General features: G+C 35.1%; 18 protein-coding genes and 1 tRNA gene. 5 read left to right on the forward strand and 14 right to left on the reverse strand.

Annotated features, from left to right (window positions below):
• Window positions 1-212: 212 nt before the first annotated feature.
• A complete protein-coding gene (locus AC07XU_RS13750) occupies window positions 213-653 on the reverse strand; it encodes a hypothetical protein (RefSeq protein WP_494944200.1) in 441 nt (146 codons plus the stop codon).
• Between the two features lie 190 nt (window positions 654-843).
• On the opposite strand from AC07XU_RS13750, the gene AC07XU_RS13755 reads away from it, so the two are divergent.
• Both AC07XU_RS13755 and AC07XU_RS13760 read left to right on the forward strand, forming a co-directional pair.
• Window positions 844-916, forward strand: a tRNA-Lys gene (locus AC07XU_RS13755).
• Window positions 917-1,144: 228 nt separating this feature from the next.
• Window positions 1,145-2,437 (forward strand): site-specific integrase, encoded by a 1,293-nt coding sequence (locus AC07XU_RS13760; RefSeq protein WP_494944201.1) that lies wholly within the window; start codon window positions 1,145-1,147, stop codon window positions 2,435-2,437.
• A gap of 303 nt (window positions 2,438-2,740) precedes the next feature.
• On the opposite strand, the gene AC07XU_RS13765 is transcribed toward AC07XU_RS13760, so the two are convergent.
• The 3 genes from AC07XU_RS13765 to AC07XU_RS13775 form a co-directional block, all read right to left on the reverse strand.
• Window positions 2,741-3,619, reverse strand: coding sequence for a hypothetical protein (locus AC07XU_RS13765; RefSeq protein ID WP_494944202.1), 879 nt, complete (start codon window positions 3,617-3,619; stop codon window positions 2,741-2,743).
• Window positions 3,620-3,828: 209 nt separating this feature from the next.
• Window positions 3,829-4,014, reverse strand: a complete 186-nt coding sequence (locus AC07XU_RS13770; protein WP_494944203.1) for a DUF3606 domain-containing protein — start codon at window positions 4,012-4,014, stop codon at window positions 3,829-3,831.
• Window positions 4,015-4,051: 37 nt separating this feature from the next.
• Complete coding sequence (locus AC07XU_RS13775) at window positions 4,052-5,794, reverse strand: DUF262 domain-containing protein (RefSeq protein WP_494944204.1); 1,743 nt, start codon at window positions 5,792-5,794, stop codon at window positions 4,052-4,054.
• Between the two features lie 173 nt (window positions 5,795-5,967).
• On the opposite strand from AC07XU_RS13775, the gene AC07XU_RS13780 reads away from it, so the two are divergent.
• Window positions 5,968-7,578, forward strand: coding sequence for a hypothetical protein (locus AC07XU_RS13780; RefSeq protein WP_494944205.1), 1,611 nt, complete (start codon window positions 5,968-5,970; stop codon window positions 7,576-7,578).
• A gap of 1 nt (window position 7,579) precedes the next feature.
• On the opposite strand, the gene AC07XU_RS13785 is transcribed toward AC07XU_RS13780, so the two are convergent.
• Window positions 7,580-9,316 carry a hypothetical protein gene (locus tag AC07XU_RS13785; protein ID WP_494944206.1) on the reverse strand — a complete coding sequence of 579 codons (1,737 nt, stop codon included), beginning with the start codon at window positions 9,314-9,316 and terminating at the stop codon, window positions 7,580-7,582.
• Window positions 9,317-9,343: 27 nt separating this feature from the next.
• Window positions 9,344-9,769 (reverse strand): hypothetical protein, encoded by a 426-nt coding sequence (locus AC07XU_RS13790; protein WP_494944207.1) that lies wholly within the window; start codon window positions 9,767-9,769, stop codon window positions 9,344-9,346.
• 115 nt (window positions 9,770-9,884) lie between these two features.
• Here AC07XU_RS13790 and AC07XU_RS13795 point away from each other — a divergent pair, with 115 nt between their 5' ends.
• Both AC07XU_RS13795 and AC07XU_RS13800 read left to right on the forward strand, forming a co-directional pair.
• On the forward strand, window positions 9,885-10,715 hold the full coding sequence (locus tag AC07XU_RS13795; RefSeq protein WP_494944208.1) for a hypothetical protein: 831 nt from the start codon (window positions 9,885-9,887) through the stop codon (window positions 10,713-10,715).
• A 381-nt stretch (window positions 10,716-11,096) separates the two neighbouring features.
• Window positions 11,097-11,885: a hypothetical protein gene (locus AC07XU_RS13800; RefSeq protein ID WP_494944209.1), complete on the forward strand. Its 789-nt coding sequence runs from the start codon at window positions 11,097-11,099 to the stop codon at window positions 11,883-11,885.
• A 123-nt stretch (window positions 11,886-12,008) separates the two neighbouring features.
• Here the strand turns inward: AC07XU_RS13800 and AC07XU_RS13805 are convergent, their stop codons facing one another.
• The 8 genes from AC07XU_RS13805 to AC07XU_RS13840 form a co-directional block, all read right to left on the reverse strand.
• On the reverse strand, window positions 12,009-13,073 hold the full coding sequence (locus AC07XU_RS13805; RefSeq protein WP_494944210.1) for a DUF932 domain-containing protein: 1,065 nt from the start codon (window positions 13,071-13,073) through the stop codon (window positions 12,009-12,011).
• A complete protein-coding gene (locus tag AC07XU_RS13810; RefSeq protein ID WP_494944211.1) occupies window positions 13,051-13,257 on the reverse strand; it encodes a hypothetical protein in 207 nt (68 codons plus the stop codon). The genes AC07XU_RS13805 and AC07XU_RS13810 overlap by 23 nt, the downstream gene beginning before the upstream one ends.
• Window positions 13,258-13,319: 62 nt before the next feature.
• A complete protein-coding gene (locus AC07XU_RS13815; protein WP_494944212.1) occupies window positions 13,320-13,997 on the reverse strand; it encodes a hypothetical protein in 678 nt (225 codons plus the stop codon).
• Window positions 13,998-14,467: 470 nt separating this feature from the next.
• Window positions 14,468-14,644, reverse strand: a complete 177-nt coding sequence (locus AC07XU_RS13820) for a BF3379 family histone-like protein (protein ID WP_494944213.1) — start codon at window positions 14,642-14,644, stop codon at window positions 14,468-14,470.
• Window positions 14,645-14,741: 97 nt separating this feature from the next.
• Window positions 14,742-15,707, reverse strand: a complete 966-nt coding sequence (locus AC07XU_RS13825) for a hypothetical protein (protein ID WP_494944214.1) — start codon at window positions 15,705-15,707, stop codon at window positions 14,742-14,744.
• A gap of 87 nt (window positions 15,708-15,794) precedes the next feature.
• Entirely contained in the window at window positions 15,795-16,847 is a 1,053-nt protein-coding gene (traM, locus tag AC07XU_RS13830) for a conjugative transposon protein TraM (protein WP_494944215.1), read from the reverse strand.
• Between the two features lie 258 nt (window positions 16,848-17,105).
• A complete protein-coding gene (gene traK / locus AC07XU_RS13835; RefSeq protein ID WP_494944216.1) occupies window positions 17,106-17,720 on the reverse strand; it encodes a conjugative transposon protein TraK in 615 nt (204 codons plus the stop codon).
• 31 nt (window positions 17,721-17,751) lie between these two features.
• Window positions 17,752-18,188, reverse strand: a 437-nt coding sequence (locus AC07XU_RS13840) for a TraJ family protein (RefSeq protein ID WP_494944217.1), incomplete at its 5' end; no start/stop codon positions are given.

Consider the following 18,188-nt stretch of genomic DNA (forward strand, 5'->3'; position numbering starts at 1 on the left):
TTTTTGTTTAATAAGTAAAGTTAATTGATATTTAAATTGTTAACTATAACCTTTACAATTATGGCTAATCAATTACAATTATTATTTTTTTGATGAAGATTTTGGAACACAGTTAGGCACTTTCTTACCAGCTTTTATTTTGGTTCCAACGCGTTTATAGTTTTTCCAGCAGGGGTTAGATTTTGATCTTTTCTTCGCCATCATTTTTATTTTTAAGGACTAACTGTTTCTATTTGATCTCTTTCATCATCGCCTTCATCTTCTTTATTTTGGCTTTCTGTCTCATCTCCCTTAGAGTTATCAGTTTTTGCAGCTGTAATTTCCTCTTCTTCTAATTTTGTTTCGTCGTTAGTTGATTCTTCTGCATTAACTTCATCATCACTATCATCAGCTTTTGTATTAGCAGCATCGGCTTTTGCCTTATCAGGAACTACAGTTTCTATATCAGCTGTTTGATCATTTTCTTTTGAAGATTGAGTTTCTTCTTGCTCGAGATCTTTAGGTTCGTCTATATTTTTGTCTGAATTATCATTATCAACTGTAGGCACCACATTTTTTTCTGTATCTGGTGTAACAGTTTCTATTTGCATTTGTATTTGATCTGTAGGTTTCGGATTTTCATGAACTGAATTTCCATCTTTTGAATTTTCCATAGCTTAATAGTTTTAACTATAATGAAATAGTTTTTAGTGCCAAATTGTTTTTAAGTTTAATGGGAAGATTTTTTATGGCTAATTTTCAAGGGGTTATAAGTATTTTTGATAGAATTTTATAATTTCTTAAAAATAATTGGGCAAATAAATATTAATTTCTATATTTGCACCTCCTTAAACAAAAGGAATTGATTCCGTAGCTCAGCTGGTAGAGCATTACACTTTTAATGTAGTGGTCCTGGGTTCGAATCCCAGCGGGATCACGAAAGGCGCAAGAAATTGCGCCTTTTCTGTTTAAAAGATATTTTAAACCGCAATTCTGAAAAAATTATAAGTCATTTCAAACCATCTTAAACCATACAAACTGGTGCCCTAACTGGTGCCCAATTGTAATCGGTAAATTTGGGCACCAGTCATACCAGATCAAATTGATTTAAAGTGCTGAAGAACAATCTGAAAACAAATAAAATGTTTTACTAAAAGATTGAGAAATGAAAAGTAACCAAACCCTAAAAATCCTATTCTGGCACCGTAAATCAAAAGCCGATTCAAAGGGCCTTGCTCCTATTATTTGCAGGATTTCTATTGATGGAAATGATGCTGAATTTTCAACATCCCAAAAAGTACATGTTGAGGACTGGAACGTTGAAATGAAAAAAGTAATGAGGTCAACTGATTCTAAGAAAATTAATTCAGCCCTTAACCACATTGAAAGTTCACTCGAAGTTAATTTTAATGTATTAAAAACCCAGTATGATTGTGTTAGCCCATTAATGCTAAAAAACATTTACCAAAACGTTCCTATTGAAGGTAAAAAGAATGAGGTAAAAGAACATAAAACACCTTCATTATTAGAATTAACTGAAATCCATATTAAAGATTTCAGCGAGTTGGTAGAGAAGGAAATACGATCAAAAGAGACATTAAAACAATGGAAAGCCACTCAAAAGAAGATTATTGAGTTTTTAAAATTTGAATTTAAGGTTACGGATTTTAGCTTATCAGCTATTGAATACTCCTTCGCACAGAAATTCTACAAATATCTTGCTGTAAGAAGAACTCCAGCGTTGCAAGATGCCGCTACAATGAAACAGATTAAAAATCTAAAACAGCTCTTAAATATAGCAGAAGCGAACATGTGGATTCCTAAAAATCCAATTGCAAAATTCAAATGTGGGTCAGAAGATCCAGAGATAATACCTCTTGAAATTTTCGAGGTAGAAACATTATGGAGAAAAAAGATTGGAATTGAACGCTTAGCTAAAGTTAGGGATGCATTCATATTTCAATGCTTTACAGGATTTGCCTATCAGGATATTTATAATCTAAGTAATGAGCATATAATATACGTTGGATCAGAACATGAACCGTGGTTGGTAAAGGAACGAGGAAAAACAAAGGTTACAGAGATGGTTCCAGTACTTCCAATTGTTGGTGAACTAATAAAAAAGTATAAAAAACATCCTTATTGTAAAGTACATAATCGTTTAATTCCAGTAAACAGTAACTTTAGGTATAACGTCTATTTAAAAGAACTATCTGATATATGCGAGATTGGAAGACCGCTAAATAGTCATCTTGCACGACATACATTCGCAGATATGATGCTGAATGTTTTGAACTTTCCGTTGGAGGATGTGAGCAAAATGCTAGGACACAAAAATATTCGCACTACCCAAAGATATGCCAGAGTAAAGAAAAGCAGGATTAGCAAAAAAATGAACGATGCGAAAAGTATATTATTTGATGAAACCGGAGAATTGAAGAAAGCTTTTAAGAAATAAACTAATTATCTATGAGCAGGAATGCTTTGAATACTTTGACAGGTTTCTAAGTCTTCTTGAACTGTTAATCCAGTATCACTATTACCATAAAAATGAATCACATCTATTTTTGAGATTGCTATAATACTATTCAGTTTTTGTTGTAGCTAAAACCCCAAGCTTCCAAATTGGAACAGTAGACATTTTTAGTATATGAACAAATAGTTAAGGAGTTAAATATTGTCTATTCATTTTGGAATAATTAAAATGATACAGTAAAAAGTGAAGTTAATAAACAAATAGGTTTTAAGACTATTGTATATTTTATTGATTGGTAGCTTTAAGATTTTCATTATAATCTCCTATGTACACGTTCCCTAAATGAAATTGAAATGCCGTTTGTGGTAAATCAATGTGATTTGCTGGAAAGTTTGATCTAATTATCTCAATTACGGCATCAATTCTTATAGCTGCCATGAAGCCACGATCTTTATGATTTTCGATCATTATACCTACTATAGAAAGATCCGGCTTGATAGATTGTTGTTCATTAAACGCAGGTAAGAAGTATAATCCTGACCCGCTTATTCCCTGTGGATTAACCACTCTAGTTATGAGAGCACTACCAAAAGCCTGCAACTTTTGCTGGAATTGTACCAATATATGAGTTTGGTCATTAAAATTGTGCTTTGCATACCTCTTTCTACTAGCATTATAAGTAAGAAGAATTAGTGGATCAGCCGTGTAGATTAAAACTTTACCTTCAGCTTTTTTGGTTATTTTTCTAAATGGAAAGCCACTAATTAGATAATTATCTGTATTTAATAATTTGTGGCTCATAGAAATCTCACTCGTATCCAGAGGTAAGTACCGTCCTAAATATTTATGCATTTTTGGATAAAATTTCAAAACTGCAAAATCAATTTTGGAATCCTCATTTCCTATATAACTACTACACATTTCCCCTTGCAGGGTAATCATTACATCTCCATCTCCTGGAATAGTCAACAAATGCCAATTTTCATGATTAAGAATATGGGCTGCTGTAACAAGGAATATATCTCCATCCATCTTTAGAAGGACACCAGAACCCAATGCCTCGATACCATTATGCTCTCTGATTTGTAATGAAATTACAGTGGTTGCTTTTAGAACCCGACTTTTTGCCTTATTAACTACTACTTGGGTATAATGTCCCGCCATATGAATTTATTTTAACTTATAAAATAGACTAACTTATCTCAAAAGTTAGATGAACAACAAAGATTGTACTAACCGTACCAAATAATAGATATCAGCATTAAGAATGCTTTACAGTAATTAAACTAGGGATTTCTAACTCATACAATAGAGTCAAAATATTTTGATTGCTATGGGTAAAACGGTAATTCCAAATAAAGAATAATGATATTTTAATTTTTTTCCTCGTGATTGTGCGAAATATATTTTTCTACCGCTTTCCTATGATATGTACCTGCTTGATCAGCATACAGTCTATATTTTGCAACGCTTAAGCCTACTTGATCAGCAGCATACTTTACTGCATCTGGATTTTTCATATCCACACTTTCGCTAGTTTTGTAATCTTCAGTTATCATAATATAAATGTTTAGAATCTTATTGATATTAAAGTAATTAAAATTTCAACGCTTCTTCCAATTTTGTTTTTAACATTTCCCATCTAACGTCAACGAACTCAATAAATCGGTTGAATTCCGTAATTTCTGGCAGGATTTGTTTCTCATAGTTAACTTTTGAGGTTTTTGCCCACTCTTCAAAGCTCTTGTCACCTTTAGATTTATTTTCATTACTATCAAACATTTGCAGATTAACAATTCCGTTATAAAACCAGTTATCAGTATAGTAGTGTCCACTTTCTTGCTTTAAATCAACATTTAGTTTCTTCAAATTCTTACTGTTAAAATAACTTACAGGGAAAACATGATCTTTATTAAAGTCATTATTTCTGTAATCAAGATGGGGATATAGGAGTGCTAAAATGGGAAAGGCATATCGATCTTCATAAGTTGTATATAATAGGTTATCAATTGTTTCACTATCCATTGTAATTGATTTTGTAGTTTTGGATAGCTTCTTTGCTATTGCTTTAGCTGGAAATAATTCAGTATCATTTTTAACTTCTTCCGAAACCACATCTCTAATCACTTTGAGTACAGTATCTGCTTGCCCACCAAATATTCTTTTCAAAAGAACAGTATGTAACCACCTTTTAATTAGCTCTCGGTCTTCTTTGTAAGCAACTTTGGTAGTAAATTGCTTTTTCCTACCACTTTTGTACAAATAATGTATTATTGGCAACAAAGAATTTTTTGAGGTTAGCGTTCGTTCTACATACCCGAAATCTCGAACCAAAAGTAGAGTTTCAACAATCGCTGATCTTATATCTGCCCAATTTTCTTTAAATTCTTTGGCATTTGCTACTGAAAAATTGGTTACTCTAAACTTTATGTCCTCGCAAAAAATGAGAAGGTAAGCTCTAATTATTAAATCCTTATCAATGTCAATCGAGGTGGAGTTCCAGACTTCATCAACTAGATTATTAAATTCATCTCTAGCGGATATTGTTGCTGAATTCCATCCGGAAATTAAAGTTGACATTATTAAATCAGAATACGATAGCTTTTCACCCCCGCTATTAATTCTAATAAAGATGTTTAATGCTTTATCATAATCTTGTTCTAATTCAAGATAGTAATTTACCAGAGTTTTAACATGAATCACATCAAGGAGCTTTGAGATTGTATTGCTAATAAACTCATTAGAATCCCAGCCTTCTTTCTTTAAAAATTGGTTGAGTTCAAAAGTTCCATTAAGGTTGAGGATTTGACCAACTTCAAACCAAATTTTGTCAGATGTGGTGATTTCTGAGGTTGTTAGAAATCTAAAATTATATACTCTTCCATCTTCATTGTCGTCTTCATTGATTGAATTTTCATTGAGACATAAATAAAGCTTGCGTGTAGGTAAGGAATGCTCATTGTTGTTCCATGCAAAGTTCTTCGTCTTATAGGCATAAGATCCCTTAAGACCTATATACAAAGCAGTTAATCTTTGTTGTCCATCTAAAACTGCTTCAAAATCTCCAATTGAATTTGTGTTGACCTCTTTGCAGTGTGTTACGTATCTTTCTTTGTATTCTTTTAGGACACTATAAAATCGATGGTCAGTTTTGTTTACACCTTGTACCTTCCACATTAAAAAGGAACCAATTGGATAATTTCTCATTAAACTATCGAATAGTAATTCAATTTGATTTGATTTCCATACAAATTCCCGCTGTATCGCTGGCAGTAAATAGTGGTTAAAGTCAATCTTGTCAATTGCTTGTTTAATTGATATTGGGGTTTGATAACTCATGGTTAGATAAAATTTAGTGCGGTAATTAGAAATGTTTGAGAGTAATATTTTTTTAAATTATTTTGGTAGATCGTTATTTTCTCCGTCAATAATACAAAATTATTGATGGCTTTTGTTCTGTACGGCAAAGGGATTAAACTATTAATACAATATCAGGTAAATTTGGATTAATCATGAAAAAAGATACATCTCTCGCATTTTTATACACCTATTTAAAGGGCTTCCACCTGTCTGACAGCTTAGTTCTCATCGCAGCTATTAATTCGGCGCTTAAATATGATTTCAAAAATATTGATAATGAGGGTGTTGCTCCCTACGTTATTGAATGGCTAAAAATAAACTGCAAAACTTATCAAAACTTCCTTACAATATTTATTGATACTGGTAGATTGGCTAGATACCTTTTACTCTCAGGAGCCAATGATTACCGAAGTAAGCATTTGGATTTAAGTAATGACTCTTTTGCCATTGCATTAAATATGACAGGTGAAATCTACGATAGCGAACTGGAAAAAAAATTATTTAAGGATCAGGGGGCTGCTGGACTGCTAGCCAGGATGAGTCAAAAGCAATTTCCTTTACAAGCCGAACACAAATATATAATTGGACGAGGTTATTTTCTGTTTGTGCAATTAGCAGAGAAATTCAAAGATGAATACTCTTTTGATGAGAAAATGAATGAATATTTTGGTTTTGGTGCATTTGAATTTATCGCTACTGGTATGACTTTATGGATGAAAACAAATGGTTATGAAACTAATCTATTAGAAATCCAGATTCCAGCAATGGTCAGCGTAGCTTCAGACCATAATCAAACCCAATTTTTAAAACTTTCATCTGGAACTCCTGAAGATTACAGACGTTATGTAAGAGGAGATAAATGGAAAGATCGTGACGAAATGAAGGATACCTACGGCGCAGAACCATTTTTTCGCATGCCTGCGCTTCTAATTAATCATTCTACATACTATAAAAATGGCTCTTATGTTATTCCACAACCGAGATATTTCTTCGACCGTGCCTCTAGCGGTATCTTTTATCTTTTAGCAGATAGAGAACAACAAATTGCTAGCCAACTGGAAAAAAAAGGCCAAAATCCATTTAGAAAGGAGTTTGGCCATATTTATCGTAAGTATGCTGGCGTGCAATTGAATCAGGGTAATGTTGGGTTCCAATTTATAGATATGGATGAGGACTTCAATAATAAAAGCGGAATTAGTATACCAGACTTCGCTTTTGTTAAAAATGAAATCTGTGTACTATATGAGATAAAAACAACTTTACTTAAGATAGAAGCACGCTCATATTTTGAGCAATCCACATTGAGCGCAGAAATAAAAGACGGTAGTTTCAAGAAAGCATTGAAGCAACTCAATAAGTTTGGTGAGTTTGTCTTGAGCGGGAAGATAGATGATGTTAGGTTTAAGAATATTTCTCGTGTGATTAAGGTTATTATTGGATATGAAGATGTCTTTGTTCTAAATACCATATTATTGCCTATAATACAGGCAGAATATGGAGAAATGGCTAATGACTTGCAATTGGGAAGTATTTCAGACCTCGAACTTATGGGAACCATGATCAGTCAAGATTTGGATTTCGTTCAAATGCTCAAAAATAAAAGTGACCATCCAGATGAAAGGTATTTCTCGTTCATGGGCTTATGGCAGTCTATGACAGAGATAAACAATCCAATTCTAGCCAAATCATTTGATGAATTTATGAATAGGATGATGGGAAGTTCAGGTCTTACAAGTGAAATTATCAATGAAATTACAGTTTAAATTATTCAATAGATTCTCCTTCCGGCAACCCTTTAGAAAGTTCTAATGTTTCTACTATTCTTTTGACGTAATTTTCTCTCCTATACATGATATCTTTATAGGTCTCAAGAACGACAGTTTCAAAAGTTTTGTAGCAGTCAAAGAAAACAGATAAATCATCGGTCCTATTGACCTTCTTATTCGCGCGAATTTGTTCCTTATAAAAAATTTTAAACAGAGTTAAAAGATCCGTTTCTTTTTGACTTATCAGATCGATGTGATTAATAAAAAAACGGATGCTTATAAATACCAATGGTTTTATATTTTTATACTTATCCTTTAATTTTAGCATGTCAATCCTTTTATCAAATTCAAGCTGCAAATAGTTGTTAATACCAGGCATACTAAAAAAGTAATCAGTATAAATCATAACTGGATAAACTGTTAGATTTTTAGAGTTTTTATAATTTTGATGGGTCTCAAATGGCTTAGTCACCATTTTCAATAGCTGAGCAGCGAGCTGACCTGTGCCTTTGTTGTCTTTATTATATTTATTGTCGATAGCTTCCTTGATGTTTGAGTAATCAATCGTATCTATTCCTTTCGCCTGAAAATAAGCGTCTTTAACTTCAAACAAGATTACATCATTTCCCTCTCTATAGTATGCATCTGGAAAGCCATCATGTTCTTTATCATCAAAAATTAAGACGCTATGCTTCTTTTGAAAAGCTTCAGTGAGTAGCTTTTTAAACAAGTATTTTTCGGTTACCTCTTCTCCGATATATTGTTTGAAATTAGGAAAGGTCTTAAAAGAACTTGCTTCTTTTAAACCCGAGTTGTTATAAAAATCGAAAAGTAAGCCTTCATAAAGCTTACTAGCAAAAAAATTCCAGTTCAGAACTATGTAAGTGTTTTCATCATACTTAAACAAGGGTTTATCTTTAATGCCACTAAAATTTCTGTGATCCACAGAATATTTTTGTTTATACAAGGCAATGTCTAGTGTAAATTCCTTAAATAGATCTTCAAATTCCTTTTGTACTGGTATAGAATAGCGAGCACTTGTTTTTCCATTATGCGTTATTGTTTCCCAAGAACTCTGAATTATACTTGTCATCGTAAAAACATAATGCCAAGAACTACTAAATCCCCGTTTTTTCAAGAAAGATTTTACAAGCTCGCCATAAGGAGAGGAAAACTGTAAATAATTGAAGAAGACCAAGCCTCTGACCATTTCTGGAAACGGATTAAGAAGTCGATTTGCTTCAAATTGCCCACTTAAAATGGGCAAAGTATGTTTAAAAAAGAAATCATCAGTGTGATTTCTGTTATGGTCATAGATTCGAGAATCTCTATCGTTTCGCAACTCAATAAAAACAACATAGGCTTTTAAGAGCAAATAGTCTTGTTCGGGACTTGTATCTCCTCCAATCATAGGAATTTCCCTATAGTTTGCTAATGCATAATGCATAAAGTCCATAACATAGTTCATCGAGAATAGAGCATGCTCATCATTCCTCTTTCCCTTGGATAAGTTTCTCAAAAATGATAATTGCAAATCTGGAGACTGACGCTGTAAAAAAAGTTTTAATATCCGAGCTTGCGCACTAACATTATTGCTTACTAAATGCAATTCAGCGTGTATCATTGTTGTCAGGCCAACAATTATGTCAGAGGAAATCCCACTTAGCAATTGTGATAATTCTGGAATTGGTTCTTCAAACAAATCAATGTAACGTGGTACAATGCCAAATTTCATAAGGGTGTAATACTATTTATGATATTTTTATAATACAACTATATTTTCAGAAGATACTAAATAGACTGATATTCCCAATAACTTAAGAGAAGGAAGTATTCTTCGGATTAATATCTCGTGGTTAAAGGGAAAAGCAATACCGAATTCACAATTTCTATATTCATCTTCATTCATGGTTACAATGGTCTTCAAAAGTACTACGCTAACATGAGATGAAATTTGGTTTCCAGTAAAAGGCATACCATATCTTTTTGTACCAACTTTAGAACTTGTTTCACCCTTAACCTCTATACAAACTTTTTCGCCTTTAATATTTAATGCAGTAACGTCAATTCCACGCTCAAGTGTCGTTAATCCATTTACTTCAGTATAACCTATATATTTTACTTCAGTATAACCTATATATTTTAAATAAACTACTAAATAGTTTGTTATGTCATTTTCTGTCAACATTTTGAAATACATTCATAAAATTGAAATGTAGTGTTTTCAGATGAGTTTTTTATCATAAACAAGTGTTTAAGATCATGAACTTTATAAGTTGGAAATCAAGTTGTACTTTTATATTATGACCCCATCCGAATTAGAAAATTTAGATAAAGCATTTCTTATCTATAAAAATACCGTTTCAAAAGCGATTAATGATTTGACGTTCTATCGTTCTTTTTTAAAACTTTCGATCGATCGCTACCTGAGCCAGGAATATCAACCAGAGCATATCTATAGTTCAGTTTTCCACGCATATAACATCTCGCCAGAAACGGGAGATGGATGGGGAAGAATGTATAAGGATGCTGATCATTTTGTTACCATTGATCTTCATAAAAGTAGTGACTCATTTATGTGTTCAATTGCAAACCAATCTCTGCTGGGAATCTATAATGCAATGGAGGTTTTCTTTTTCCAGGCAATAAAGATTCGCTACTTTCCTGATCTAAAAAATCCAACAGGAAGTCGCCAGGCTACTAATTCTATTATTAATGCCATTGAAAAAGATCTAAAGTCTGTCGATCAGAAAATTGATTCACGAAATAACAAACATATTCTCTCCTTCTTAAAAAAACAGTCTACCGATGTAGATTGGTTTTTAAATCAAAAGATTAGAATCGATTTAGATACAGATTGGAATAATTTTTTTGAACTAACTTCTATGTTACGGAATCTAGTAGGGCATCATGGCAAAATTGTTTCTACAGATACAAAAAATGAGATTTATTCTAAGGCGAAAGATGTATTCTCAAGGCATTTTGATTTGATTAGTGATCAAAATGGCTATCTCAATTTACTTCCGAAAATCGATCAGTTCTCAAATTTCATCAGCTTTTATAACGATTTTACAATGAACACGGTAAAATTCATCTTTGGGTATAACGATTTCGAGGCTTTTGATATGTTTTGATTAGTAAAGAATCTTTATGCTCTAAAATATAACTAATGAATACTTAAACTTTAAGTAAGTCTTTCGCTAAGTGCGTAAACTACAACCCACGGTTACTATCCACTTAGACTTGCGTTGATGCATTTCATGCTACTGGAATGAAGTTCTGATCTCATACGGAAAAGTATAAAAACATTTTTTTTAAACTGAATTTAGATATTGAAACTAAGAATTTTTATTTCTATAATTGTATATGCTTGTTGGCAAGCTTGCCCGTTCGTGCAAAGATTTCATCAGCCAATTTAATTGTTTAATAAAGCAAACCTACCTGCCTATTATCCTAATAAGAATACGAACGCAAAAACCCTGGATAATTAGTTGGTGTTAAAGGATTGTTATATTATGAAAACAGTTGAGTACTTCAAACTCCAAGCAAAAAATCTGCACAAAGATTTTAAAACCCAAAATTCTTATTTCGATCACACTCATGGCCACGACGTTTACGAGTATGCGCCAAAATTTTTCGATATAGATGCATTGGCACTCGATTTCGATATCGATGAAGACCATTTTACCCTAATGAACGCTCAGCACTATATTGCACGTTTGGCAGGATTTCGAAAATGGACGGATATGCTGAAAGCGCCCTCCCCAGTACTAGAATTATCAAAACTACTTTTTGACAACATGCACAAAGTGAGTGTTATTGAATGGGACATTTATATTTCTAGTGAAGAACGTGACAAAGGTTTTCGTTTTGATGACGAGTTTAAATTGGATATTTTCAAAACGGTCTTTGACGAAGTAGATGGCCATCAAAGTGACGGAATAGACTACCGCTTACAGAGAGAAAAAGAAATACCAATGAATGAAAGTCAAAATGTTAAACCAAATATAAAGGAAATGGAAAATAAAATTGCAGTTAAAATTACTGCCCTACCATTGGTGGGAGAAGATAGAATAAAATTTATTAATACGGCCAATGAAGTATTTGAGGAAGTCTTAGAAAGACTAGAGCCAGAAAACCCTGATTTGGTTCGTAAATTATGGAATGCAGAAAAATATATCGATGAAAGTCTGTTGAGACCAGATATGTTGCCCATAAATCGTGACTATGCACTTTCTTTGATTGATGCCTTTTTAGTTCATCATGTCATTGCGTTTGCGGTTGAAAACGACAAAACAACTTAAAATCAATCTTAACTAAATAAACTTGTAATTGTCTTAGATGGACTTAAAAAGCACTTAAGGCGCCGACAAATAAATGCCCTCTCCATTTAATTAATGAAGTGGGCATTTATTTACTATTTCAGCTTAATTTAACGCTTCTACGCCATTTTTAGCAAAGCTTCTACATAAATCAAATGCGGTTTGACTTCTTTGTAAACCCGTTCCGTATATGATTGATTTGAATTTACTTTCATCGTCCTTATACTTTCTAACATTCTGAAAATAACCAGTTACGGCATTATACGCACCAAACAAAGTGCCTTTGGTCGTAGTTTCCAGTTGGGTAGGGTTTGTTAAAGCATATTCCATCACGTTATTGACCATATTATTGTAAGCACTTGAAAATTCATCCTGTCTGCCAATTTTTAGATTGGTTAACGTTTCCTTGTTCGGTGCCATTGCCAACTGAACCAAGCGTTTTACAGCCCTATCAGTAATTTTTACTTTAGACCATTGGTTAAAAACCTCCTCCAATTCATTTGCCAATTGGTTGGTAATCCCTAAAAGTTTATGCGCCTGCTTTAACCTTTCCTGTGCGCTTGCGGTGTGGCGTATCTTAATGCAATTGGTATGGTTTTTTAATGCGGCATTCAATGTATTTTGGCAACAGACACGAACAGGCGTAAACGATGCGGTTATACTACCAAAACCATCGTGCGAAGATGTAAGGAAAAGATATTTTTCTATACAGTCCGTTCTGCCTACACGAATATAATCAGGCAGTTTAGCGGTAATAAAAATCCGTTCTCCTAATCCTAATGCCCCTGCGGTTTCATATAATATCCCATCTTTTCCACCTACGATACTATCAAAAAATGCAAATGCATCTACATTTTGAACGATTTTATAATCCTTGCCAACAACCCCCAAAACCTCGTCCGTATCTGTTCTAACATTTGCGTAATGGTTTGGTAAATCAACACGCCATTCCATTACAATATCATTGTCCTCTGTTTCGGGTGTTGTATCATCTCCATAGGTAAACAAATTCCGTTTTTCTACGGTGTAATCCAAACCTGCGTGCTTGATTGCTTCAGCACTGGTAGGGTAATCGGTTATAATCTGCCCCAGACCATGCCAGGCTTTTTCCTTTACGCTAAAAAAGCTGTACTTTTCTGTTTTTTCGTTATAATTCAGGTTGTGTGCCATGGTTGATATTTTTAATGTTCCTCACTCGTGAAACCAAAATTTCAGTTTCTAAAATATTGATGTTAGCGGTATCGCTTAATGTTAGTTTAGATTGGGTTTCTATTTCGTGTACGATATCCCCCAAATTGATATGGTCGGCATGAACTGCCACCCGAGCCATAATAAATATTGTCTCGTATTTCATTTTTTTTGGATTTTGATAAATGAATAAACGCCCCCTGCAATCTGCAAAGGGCGTTACTTTAATTAAGCAGGAATAAAAATCTCTCCCTCGATTTCGGCTAATTTATCAACACATAAAGCATTTACCCTGCTTGCTACTTCACGAATGATAAATGGGTTTTTAGTAGTAAATTCCCTACCTTTATCATCTTCAAGGGTAAGGGTACAGCCTTGAAAAAAGTTGGTATCTGTTTCGTCTGCATCATCTTTTTGCGCTACTTCAAAGGCTTCCAATGTGTTTATTGTTTCCAATAATTTACCTCTCTGATTGATACGGCGGTTTAAGTCTAACGCCAACTTGATGGTTTTTTCTAAATTAAGGGCAGGTTTTTCCTCTTTCAACTGTTCCTTGATTTCTATTTTGGTAGGTTCAACTTTTGGTTGTTCCACTTTTGGCGCTACTGCTTCGGGTTTTACCTGTTCCACATTTTTTAAATCGATTGATTGTGCAATGTCCTTAACCTCTTCGGCTTTTGTCTCTATCCTATTTGCTGTACCATTGTTTACAGGTTGACTAATTTTAACTTCTGATTTTCCATTTACGGCTGAACCGTTCAATTGTGCAGTTTTCATAACTTTTGATTTTAAATTTTTATTGATAATGATTTGAATAATTTCCCCTATTGGGGCAGTTCTGTTTAGGCGGTAGCTGTTTGCTGTACCGCTTTGGGTGGGTGGGCTTCTGTCCTTTGTTGCTATCATGTGGCTATCTTTTTTATAAATCCAGTCGGCAGGGCCTCCTGGCTTTTTGTTAAACCACCGCTCCTGACACAAGCCCTTTGTAAGGCAAGGCTTTGCGAAAAAAAATACGCTCCGAGCGCAGCGAGTGAGGAAGATTTTTTTTCAGCAAACCCGTAGGGCTTGGCCTTGACGTCAAAGGGCTTGTTCAGAAATTTTGCAACAAAAAGCCTAGGTGGAATTTTTACCCTGATCTTTCCGAAAGTTTATGGAAGATGATGCTGATATGATGTATTAAAAAGCGCAACGTTGGCGAGGCACGAAGCCATTGTTGCATAAATGCGGAAATCGGCTGAAGCGAGGTACGAGCAAAGCGGTTTTACCGCTGACTTATCATTTAGCTAAAATTAAAAAAGAACTTAACCTGTAAAAAAAAGCCAAAAAAAAATGCCTGACCGTTTCCAGTCAGGCATTTACCAAAACAGCTATGCTGTTTATTTTTCATTCTTTTTGGCAGTAACTTCGTTACGGATATCCTGCGCCAAAGTTTTTGTCTGCTGTAACGCATTTCTTAACCTTGTTCCAGCTGCTTTATTGTTCTTTTCAAAAAATGCAGTGGCATCTGCTTCTGCTGATGCAATCACCGCCTTTAACTCTGTGAATTTTTCCATGCTATTTTAAATTAAATTTTTAAGGTTTTGAATTGCCTTTCAACAATTCCTTTATTTACATTTATTAAATCTACAAGTACAAAAAACTAGGATTAAATTATCTCCTCACGCCTTGGCTCTCGCTCATTTCTTTTTCTTGACCTTTAGTGTTTTCCTGCTTACTTGAAAGTGCAGTCTCTTTCAAAAACTGTTCCCTTTTTTCTGGTTTACCGTTCTCTGCGTACATATTCAACTGGCTGTAACGCGGTACGGCTTCCAAAAACACCTTCACCTCCTGCCCTTCTTTTTCAACTGTTACAAGTGGTCTGTTGCCATTACGCAATGATGCCTCAAGCAGCACTCTTTTAGCAGGATCTTCCAACTCTTTGATATTGAACTTATCTAATACTTTATTGATATCGAAACCATAGGACGGATCATGGTACTGGTTGATACTATAATTCTGAAAACGGTCTTTACCCTTATCAAAATCCAATTTAATCCATGCTTTATAAGTCTCCCCACCCATATTCATCATGTCATCACGATAGACCGAACGACCTTGTATCAAATTGGCGGCTTGTTCAGCTGTAAAGCCTTTACCACGCTCCAGCCAAATGGTCTGGGTTGCAGGGCTTGCATAATAGGTACGGTTGAACTCCTTTGCTACATAATTTACCTTACCATTTTCCATGCTAGCTACCATTACTTTATTGGCCGCATCTTTCCCTACCGCAAGTTCACTGTTACCTTTCTGCTCCTTAAAGAAAGCAAGTGCATCGCTCACATTTTCATGTTTCTTAACGATATTTTTTCCTTCTTCATTTTTGGTAATGACCATATACTGCTGACCTTCCTCCAATGGTTTACCTTGGTTATGGCTAACAGTAAACTTGTTAAAGTAATAGAAATCAGATTGTCCGGATTGCTTAAAATGAAGTGCAAGATCAACCTGGCCTTTTGTTGCGGCAACGCTATCATTAAGCGTAAATTCGGGAACATCTTTTCTCATGTTCTCTTCCATTTTCTCAATGAGCTTATCCTTGAAGCCCAGATTTTTCATCTCTTCTTTGAGATTTTCCAAATTGTTTAGATTCATAATCAATTGGTTATTGGGATTTTCTGAAATTGTCTTATTCAGGTTTATCCCAGTTTAAAATTTATTAAATGTTTATTTTTTGTTGATACGGATTAGTATAGGATAATCAGCTTTGAGCTTGACCCTTACTTTCTTCAATTTTTTGCTGAAAAGGGATTTTGCGGCATCAATCCCAGCTCCAGCGGCCTGTAAACCTATGGACTGATCCATTGAAAGGAACTGCATGCTTCGGATAGCATCATCTGCACCACCATTAACTGCTCCTGTCAATTCAGCTTCCGGTGCAGGAATACCAGGCATTCCGTCCAGACTATATACTGTCAGATCAACAGGGACAATAGAAGTTCCCAACCTGATATTTTTGATTTGCAGCAGCAAGCGTTGATTGGTAATGTTGCAGGTGCCGAACAACAAATGTCCTTTCGGAAAGAATTGACCACTTAAACGAACGCTATCACTCAACCGCAATTTAACCGTTGCTCCTTGAACCACCTTTTGATTTTCTACAATTGTAGCTGGCACAGCCCTAAACTGGCTGTCCCTTATCAAGTTCAGCTGTTCTTTTGAACGAGCTATTTCGGGGTTCTGAATGGCGATGATCTTATCCATCATCCCACTCAATTGTGCCATTTCTGGGTCTTCGCCTTTTTCAGCCTGCATGGTTTTCATCAAGGCTTCCAACCGGTCTACATCGTTTTTGATTGATGCTTCCTGCCTACCCTTTGATTGAGCATTAGGATTTGAACGTGGCTCTTCTGGACGATTGATCTCTTTGTTCAAAGCTTCCAGCTTCTGATTAATGGCATCAGTCCTTATATCCTGCTGGTCTCTATTTCTGGCCAAACGGGCTTCAATACTATTCAGGCTACTATCCCCTACACTTTCCTTAATGTAAGAGCTGTCCGTATCAGACTGCTTATAAAAACCCATTTTATCAGTTGGCTCTTCCTTTTTGAAAGCTGCATCTGGCAGGTTGGCATTGATTTCTCGATGACCTTTTTGAAGATCTTCATCTCTACCTTTACCCCCGCCCATCGCATAAAATCCCAGTGCCAAAAATGGGATGATAAGTAACGGAATGATGAGTAACTGTTTCCGCTTGTCCTTTTTGTTGATTGTTTCCATAATCTTATTTTTAAATGATTTTTCTGTATTTGATTAAATCAGCCTAGCGCCCTAATGAGCAGAAATGTACAATAGCACCCAAAAGCCGCACAAAAAATTATCAGGATAGCCATCCATAACTTGCCAGAAATGTTCCTTGTTTTTCTGTTCAGATAATTGGCTAATATCCTTTGCCTATCGATAATCTTTTTGGCAATTTTCTCGGCAATCGCATCGCCACCAATTGATGTACTATTTTTCCTAAAGAGTTTCATACGTTTAGGGCTTTAAGGGTAAGTCGCTATTCTCCAAAGTTTCCCAGCGTTGGATCAAAAAACCATGAGGATTATTATCACTGCGTCCGACATTTCTCAAATACCCCTGGGTAACCAGTTTTCTGTTTACTGTAGCACTCGAACGGATAAGCTGTTGTGTAGCATAACAGCGGAAATAATAGGGATACTGTTCAATATCAAGATGAACACTATCAATTGTAATTTCCTGTGAGATATTGGCCGAAATCAGGTTGCTATAGAAACCTTGTTCCTTCAGATTATCGTAACTTTTCTTTGCGCTTTGGTCTGATAGTTCTAGAGCTTTGCTAATGTTTCGCTGGATAACCTTTTCATCAGGATCAAGGGTAAAAAAGTAGTGGTGGAACATTTTTACGTGATCCCTGGTCTCTACAGGCAAGTTGCTTTTTCGTTCGGTACTAAAAGCTTCTATGGCTTTTCCGTTGGCAAGGATGTAAACTTTTGCCTGTGCTTTACCGACCATTTCATAGCTCTTGTAAATGGCAAATCCTGAAATGGTAATGCAGGCAATGATCAGAAAAAGACTGAACCTTTTGATGTGCCTGAATGCGGTATCTATATTTCTTAGTTGACTGAACATGGGTAAATAGATTAGGTGTTACTATTAATGATTATGATTTTCCTTCCTTACCACTCAGCTTATCGTGTTGATGTTGTCCAGGCGTTTGATCAGGCAGATAATCGCCATTACTGGAAGCAGCATAACCCTGTTGCATATTACGGTAAGCATTGCCCATCATATCTGCAGCCATTCCAGCTCCAGATGATGCTGTTTTCATTCCCGTACTGTTGGTACTACTAATGATGGCATTTACCTTTTGGAGGATAGCATTTCCACCACCCGCATGAACGACATAGTTTGCCACATTCGGCACAGAAAAATATCCTATGATGCCAATCAGCAAAAATATGAGGTAAGCTGTATCTGTTCCGCTGAAAAAGGTATCGCCCTGCTGTTCGATTTGCGAAAGAGTCGAGTGGGTAAGGCGGAATTTCACCCCAAACCCCTCACAGAACCGTACGTGAAACTCTCGCTTCATACGGCTCT

The organism is Pedobacter sp. GW456-11-11-14-TSB4 (genome assembly GCF_059424425.1).

Excerpts from the sequence above, each read along its gene's own strand:
- AC07XU_RS13805 (WP_494944210.1), bottom strand. The coding sequence starts at position 13,073 with ATGGCACACAACCTGAATTATAACGAAAAAACAGAAAAGTACAGCTTT.
- AC07XU_RS13795 (WP_494944208.1), top strand. The coding sequence starts at position 9,885 with ATGACCCCATCCGAATTAGAAAATTTAGATAAAGCATTTCTTATCTAT.
- AC07XU_RS13790 (WP_494944207.1), bottom strand. The coding sequence starts at position 9,769 with ATGTTGACAGAAAATGACATAACAAACTATTTAGTAGTTTATTTAAAA.
- AC07XU_RS13760 (WP_494944201.1), top strand. The coding sequence starts at position 1,145 with ATGAAAAGTAACCAAACCCTAAAAATCCTATTCTGGCACCGTAAATCA.
- AC07XU_RS13780 (WP_494944205.1), top strand. The coding sequence starts at position 5,968 with ATGAAAAAAGATACATCTCTCGCATTTTTATACACCTATTTAAAGGGC.
- AC07XU_RS13785 (WP_494944206.1), bottom strand. The coding sequence starts at position 9,316 with ATGAAATTTGGCATTGTACCACGTTACATTGATTTGTTTGAAGAACCA.
- traK (WP_494944216.1), bottom strand. The coding sequence starts at position 17,720 with ATGTTCAGTCAACTAAGAAATATAGATACCGCATTCAGGCACATCAAA.
- AC07XU_RS13750 (WP_494944200.1), bottom strand. The coding sequence starts at position 653 with ATGGAAAATTCAAAAGATGGAAATTCAGTTCATGAAAATCCGAAACCT.
- traM (WP_494944215.1), bottom strand. The coding sequence starts at position 16,847 with ATGGAAACAATCAACAAAAAGGACAAGCGGAAACAGTTACTCATCATT.
- AC07XU_RS13815 (WP_494944212.1), bottom strand. The coding sequence starts at position 13,997 with ATGATAGCAACAAAGGACAGAAGCCCACCCACCCAAAGCGGTACAGCA.
- AC07XU_RS13765 (WP_494944202.1), bottom strand. The coding sequence starts at position 3,619 with ATGGCGGGACATTATACCCAAGTAGTAGTTAATAAGGCAAAAAGTCGG.
- AC07XU_RS13770 (WP_494944203.1), bottom strand. The coding sequence starts at position 4,014 with ATGATAACTGAAGATTACAAAACTAGCGAAAGTGTGGATATGAAAAAT.
- AC07XU_RS13775 (WP_494944204.1), bottom strand. The coding sequence starts at position 5,794 with ATGAGTTATCAAACCCCAATATCAATTAAACAAGCAATTGACAAGATT.
- AC07XU_RS13820 (WP_494944213.1), bottom strand. The coding sequence starts at position 14,644 with ATGGAAAAATTCACAGAGTTAAAGGCGGTGATTGCATCAGCAGAAGCA.
- AC07XU_RS13800 (WP_494944209.1), top strand. The coding sequence starts at position 11,097 with ATGAAAACAGTTGAGTACTTCAAACTCCAAGCAAAAAATCTGCACAAA.
- AC07XU_RS13810 (WP_494944211.1), bottom strand. The coding sequence starts at position 13,257 with ATGAAATACGAGACAATATTTATTATGGCTCGGGTGGCAGTTCATGCC.